This is a genomic window from bacterium (assembly GCA_029210965.1).
In the GTDB taxonomy this organism is placed as follows: domain Bacteria; phylum BMS3Abin14; class BMS3Abin14; order BMS3Abin14; family BMS3Abin14; genus JALHUC01.
This window is the reverse complement of sequence record JARGFZ010000052.1, coordinates 10,139-15,597: the sequence shown is the minus strand read 5'-3', so window position 1 is coordinate 15,597 and position 5,459 is coordinate 10,139. Positions and strand designations below refer to the sequence as shown.

The 5,459-nt window shown below is 53.7% G+C and carries 5 protein-coding genes; 4 read left to right on the top strand and 1 reads right to left on the bottom strand.

Translation table 11 applies throughout. From position 1 onward, the window contains the following. Positions 1–928: 928 nt before the first annotated feature. The 4 genes from P1S59_13175 (at position 929) to P1S59_13160 (ending at position 4,868) form a co-directional block, all read left to right on the top strand. The gene (locus tag P1S59_13175) at positions 929–1,177 is read left to right on the top strand and encodes a ribbon-helix-helix domain-containing protein (protein MDF1527194.1); all 249 of its coding nucleotides are present in this window, start codon (positions 929–931) and stop codon (positions 1,175–1,177) included. After that, positions 1,174–1,575, top strand: coding sequence for a PIN domain-containing protein (locus P1S59_13170; GenBank protein MDF1527193.1), 402 nt, complete (start codon positions 1,174–1,176; stop codon positions 1,573–1,575). Before P1S59_13175 ends, P1S59_13170 begins: the two co-directional genes overlap by 4 nt. 135 nt (positions 1,576–1,710) lie before the next feature. Then, entirely contained in the window at positions 1,711–1,935 is a 225-nt protein-coding gene (locus P1S59_13165) for a hypothetical protein (GenBank protein ID MDF1527192.1), read from the top strand. A gap of 716 nt (positions 1,936–2,651) precedes the next feature. After that, on the top strand, positions 2,652–4,868 hold the full coding sequence (locus tag P1S59_13160; GenBank protein MDF1527191.1) for a tetratricopeptide repeat protein: 2,217 nt from the start codon (positions 2,652–2,654) through the stop codon (positions 4,866–4,868). Between the two features lie 147 nt (positions 4,869–5,015). Here the strand turns inward: P1S59_13160 and P1S59_13155 are convergent, their stop codons facing one another. Then, positions 5,016–5,348, bottom strand: coding sequence for a GIY-YIG nuclease family protein (locus P1S59_13155; GenBank protein MDF1527190.1), 333 nt, complete (start codon positions 5,346–5,348; stop codon positions 5,016–5,018). Between the last annotated feature and the right edge of the window lie 111 nt (positions 5,349–5,459).

Genomic DNA, 5,459 nt, shown 5'->3' with positions numbered 1-5,459 from the left:
GCTTCTTCATCCATATCCCCTTTCGGAACGAGTCTGTTACACTTTAACAAACTGTCCCATCTAAGGGGTCCACTATCGTTAGTCGAGAAATTCAGGTTGGCTGTTAGTCCAAAGCTGACTGATTCAGGTTGACATTTGAGGCTACCGCAGGGTGACAGAAGAAAACGATATGCAGGCTGGATTTCGTAGAGAAGACCGAAGGCGGGAGGAAAAAGAACCTACCCAAGCGACTTGGCAAGCAGGGTAACCTCACGCTGTCATTGCGCTTGTCTCGCCATAGCTTCAGCGACGGCGGAAGGCCCCAAGGGCCGTGGCAATCTCATAGATTAAAAGCTGTAACGCAAAGTTTCGCAGAGTGCAGCTCTCTGGTAGGCTGCTCATACCGCTGAGGACCACAGAGGAAATCAAAAGCTGTCTCACCACAGTACAGCCATTCGCAGGCTGCACCACAGGGTTTCACAGGGTAAGGCGTATTCTCCTCACCTTACTTCTCCCCGCTGGGAGAAGGCATTAAATAGTCAACTTCCTTATTCTTCCTCCCCCTATCGAGGGGGGAGGACCGAGGTGGGGGTGAAAATTCCCCCTCACCCCAACCCTCTCCCCCCGGGGGAGAGGGGGAATAATGTCGAAAGCAGCTAGTTTTAGTTTTTACAGGAACTGATTCCACCCCTGGATTGCTTCGGCCCACTCAATAGCCTCGCAATGACAAGCGTATTTTTCGCCAAGTCGCTCAGCCGCTAAGTCAATGTTTTTTCTGTATTTTAAACTCGCTGCCCTGCCTGTCGGTCGTAGCTCGTCAGAGCGAAGTCGGAAGCTTGTCGAAAGACCTTTCTATATCCCTCTGCGATTTAATCTTCCTGGTTTTGAATTGACGAGCAGAAGACCTGGTGTTATCATTTAATCACTATTGTAATCATGGGGGTTATTTATGGTTCGCACTCAGATACAGTTGACCGAGGAGCAGGCAAGGACTCTGAAACGGCTGGCACACTCTCAGCATGTTTCCATCGCTGAGCTGATCAGGGGGGCGGTGAACGATCTGATCAGGAAAGAGGTTGCCCCGGACTTTGGGGAGAAGCGGGAACGAGCCTTATCCATAGCGGGGCGGTTCAGCTCTGGGCGGCATGATATTTCCGAAAAGCACGACCGGTACCTGGCGGAAGCAATTCAGGAGTGAAGGTTTTCCTGGATACCTCGGCCGTCTATGCAGTCCTTGACAGTGACGACGCGAATCATCAGAGAGCCAGGGAGCAATGGGCCAGCCTTGTTGATTCAGAAGCTAACACCCTTGTCACCACGAATTATGTCCTGGTTGAATGCTCAGCGCTCATTCAACATCGCCTTGGATTTGAGGCGGTGCGCGGGTTTCAGGAGGACATGCTCGGGCTCGTAAATATTCATTGGATCGACTCGGAAACGCACAGAGCCGCAGTAAGCGCGTTTCTGGCCGCTTCCAGGCGTAAGCTCAGTCTCGTGGACTGCGTCAGCTTCGAGGTGATGCGTACTCTGGGCATCAAGCTCGCGTTTGCTTTTGATTCTCATTTCAAAGAACAGGGCTTTACCTGCATGCCTTGATCCCTCGCTAAGATTCTGTGTGAGAACCCATCGGTGGAAGCAATCCCGAAGTTCAAAAGCCTTGACGCTGAGGCACGCAGGATGTTGTACGGTATAACAAAAAGGTATGACGATAAAACCAAAGTGAGGGCCGCCATGAAAACCTTGAAAAAAAGAGATCTCGCAAAATCAATGGAGGAACTCGAAAAACTGGTAGAGAAAAACGGTCCTATGAGGATCGGCAATAGCGCTCTTGTCCTTGGCATGGAGGACAAAAAGATCCCCTTCCCGGACCACGGTCACCTATGGAAGGAGATGAAGCCGGCCAGGACGCCCAGCGAAGAGCTCGTCAGGCAGGACCGGGAAGAGAAAGGGTACTGAGATGGGCGCCAGAACCTTCGTGTCAGCCGACAGGAAACTTTCTACAGTCGCGATGGAGGTGGGCATGGAGATCGCCTGGTTCGGACCGTCGGAGGTAAAATTTCCATAAGTCTTATGAGTTGATAATTGGGCAATAGGCCGCAGGGAACGCAGAGAAGATCAAGAGCTAACTTATCTCCAACCTTCGCCGAGGCTTCACCCTTCGCTAAAGCTATGGGCGACAAGATGGAATGAGCTTGGCGCGTCGCTCTCAATTTTAGCGCGGCCTGCGCGGCCGACTGTAGCGCCAGTCTTACAGCCACGGCTGACAGGGTCATATGAGATTGTTTCAGTGTGGACTTTGGCTTCATAATGACAATCGTTTGTTTACAATGGAACCGACAACGTTCGTCATTCCGGGCACCGGTAATATCTTGTTTCAGTTGTGTTGACCGGTGATCCGGAATCCAGTTTTGACCTCGTTTTCCTGAAAAGCGTTGTGGATTCCGGATAATCCCGCTGGCACAAGGATTTCCGGAATGACGGAGAGTAAGACAAGTTCGGTAAGAATAGTCTGGATAAAAAAACTTGATTTACCCTGTGTTCCCTGCCTGCCTTGCCTGTTCGCCATTTTATCCGCCAGAGCTTACAAAGCGACGGCGGAAGCCTCTGGCGAAGGAGGAAGCTTGTTGAGGGGTGTTACATTTTTTGACCCGTTGTTTCAAGGAGAATCTCCGATGCATAGTGGTCGTTTGATGCAAAATGCACTGTTTCTGTTTGTGGCTATTTTCCTGACCGTCACCGCCTGTCAGAGTACCGAGGCCAAGGTCCAGAAACACCTGGCAGCGGCTCAGGTGAAGATCGAGGCCGGGGAGAACACCGTGGCCCGAATCGAGCTGCTTAATGCCCTCAAGCTCGATCCTGGATCGAGCCAGGCCTACTTTCTCCTGGGCAAAGCCCTCGTGGGGATGAAGGATTTTCAGGGGGCGGCGGGGGCCTTTGCCAACGCCAACGAACTGGCCCCTGACGACAGAGAGATCGCCCTGGAGTTTTCTCGCCTGCTCCTTGCTGGAAGGGCCTACCCGACGGTGGAGCCAATCCTTCAGGAATGGACGATAAAATTCCCGGAAGACCAGGAATTTCTCATAATGTTGTCGGTGACTCAGGCTCAGCTCGGCAAGGCTGATAAATCAGAAAAGACTGCGCGTCGAGTCATCGACCTTTACCCCGAGGATGCAAAGACCTGGCTCAACCTGGCCCAGGTTTACCTCATGAACCGGGACCAGGTTGCGGCCGAAGGGGCTCTGAGAAAAGCTGAGGAGCTTGACCCGGGTTCTATATCTGTGAGCCTGGCCCGCATCGGTATGCTCCAAAGCCAGGGGCAGATGAAAGAGGCTGCGGGGAACCTTGAAAGCCTGGCAGCCGCCAACCCTGACAGAAACGATCTCAAGGTCATGCTGGCGCGCATGTACGAAGGTCTTGGAAGGAAATCTGACGCCATCAGACTATACAGGGAAGTTTCAGCTTCGGATCCCAGCGCCCCCGTTCTTCATCGGCTGGGGCTGCTTCTCTATGAAACCGATGAGAAGGAGGATGCCCTGGCGCTGTGGGCCAGGAGTGTTGAAATTGACCCCAATTTTCGGGAGGCGAGGCTGAGCATGGCAGCACACCACATGTCTGAAAAGAATCTTCCCCAAGCCAGGGAAATGGTGGATGAAGCGCTCCAATTCGCCCCTCAAGACGCCCAGGTTCTTGCCATGAGCGGACAGATCCACATGGCCCAGGGGAAACCTGGGGAGGCTGCTGCCGATCTGGCCGAAGCTACCAAACTTCGGCCCGAAGCAAATGTCTGGAGATTGCAGCTGGCACAGGCTCAGTTGGCAGGTGGTGATACCTCCGCGGCCATGGAGAACCTGCGGGCTTTGCTTGAAAAAGATCCAGGTCATGTTCAGGCCAACCTTCTCTTGGCAAAAATAGAAGCTAACGCGGGGAATCTGGCAGAGTCCTCCCGATATGCGAAAGCCGCCAGCGCCGACGAGGCAGTGGGTCGGGAGGCTATGTGGATCCTGGGCGACAACGCTCTAAAAGGGGGAGATGTTTTAGCAGCCAGGGCTCTTTATGAAAGAAATATGAACCGGCACGGAGCTCACCCCGGAACCAGGTTTAGACTGGCTCGCAGCAAGGACCTGCTTAAGGAGTATGAAAGCGCTGAAAAGGATTATCGCACTCTTCTGGACGAGCGTCCCAAGGACATCCTGCTGCTGACCCACCTGGTGAGTTTGCTCGGGCGTACCGGCCGTGAGGAAGAAGCCCTCGAAGTTGCAAGGGAAAAGGCCGAAACGGGGGTGCCCCATCAACTGCTCCTGGGCAGGGTGCTGGAGGGGACAGAAAATGCCGGGGAAGCCAGGGATGTCTACCTTGCCCTTACCCGGTCTCACCCTGACCTCATGGCGCCCTACCAGCGGATCATTGCTCTTTACGCCAGGGATTCCGATCTGAAAGGGGCTGAAAGTTGGCTCACAACGTCCGTAAATGGGTCGGATACCCCCCAACCCGGCCTTCTGGTGCTCCTGGGGATGGTTCAGGATGTCCTGGGCAAAAAAGAGGAGGCTGTCGAAACCTACCGGGAAGTGCTCAGACTTAAGCCGGATTTTGTCCCCGCCATGAACAACCTGGCCTGGAACCTGGCCGAGTCGGGTGCCTTGAGTGAGGCTCTGGAGATAGCGGCAAAAGCCAGAAAGCAGGCTCCGGAAAACCCTTCTTTGGCTGACACCTACGGTTGGATCCTCCACAAGTCGGGTGATTCCGCCGGGGCCCTTCCCGTCCTGCGGCAGGCGTTGGAGGGAGTTCCTGACAACGAAGATGTGAGGCTGCATTTGGTGGAGGTACTAAAAGCGGTGGGACGTGATGATGAGGCGCAAAGGCTGATGCGGAGGGCAGGCGAGCCCAAGTGATGGCGTGAATTCCGGAATGACTGATGATTGAGATTGCCGCGTCCTTCTCGCCCGCCTCGACACTCCTCGCAATGACAGGCGCAAAGTCATTGCGCTTGTCCACCATAGCTTTCTTGTCCGCCATAGCTTCAGCGACGGCGGAAACCGTTACCCGAGTGACTTGTCCGCCATAGCTCGAAGAGCGACGGTGGAAGCGATCTCGGGGTAAAGGTCTTTCCATTCCGGGTTGTATCTTTCGATTAGCTTGACTTTTTTCTCCCGCGACCCTGCTTTCATCTGTTTCTCGCGTGCAATTGCATTGACTGGGTCGTTGAACATTTCGAAGTATACTAATTTTGTAACATTGTACCGGGAAGTGAACCCCTGAACTTGCCTTTCCCGGTGTTGATAGACACGGTTTACCAGATCACCCGTGACACCGGTGTAAAGGACACGATTCTCTTTGTTGGTCATGATGTAGATGTAATATGTTCTGCTCATGGTGTTTGCATTGCAAACAGGAGGCCAGATACCTGAGACTGCTTCACATGGGGATGGTTCGCAGTGACAACCGTTTCGTCATCGCGAGCTGACACCCGGGCGAAGCGATCC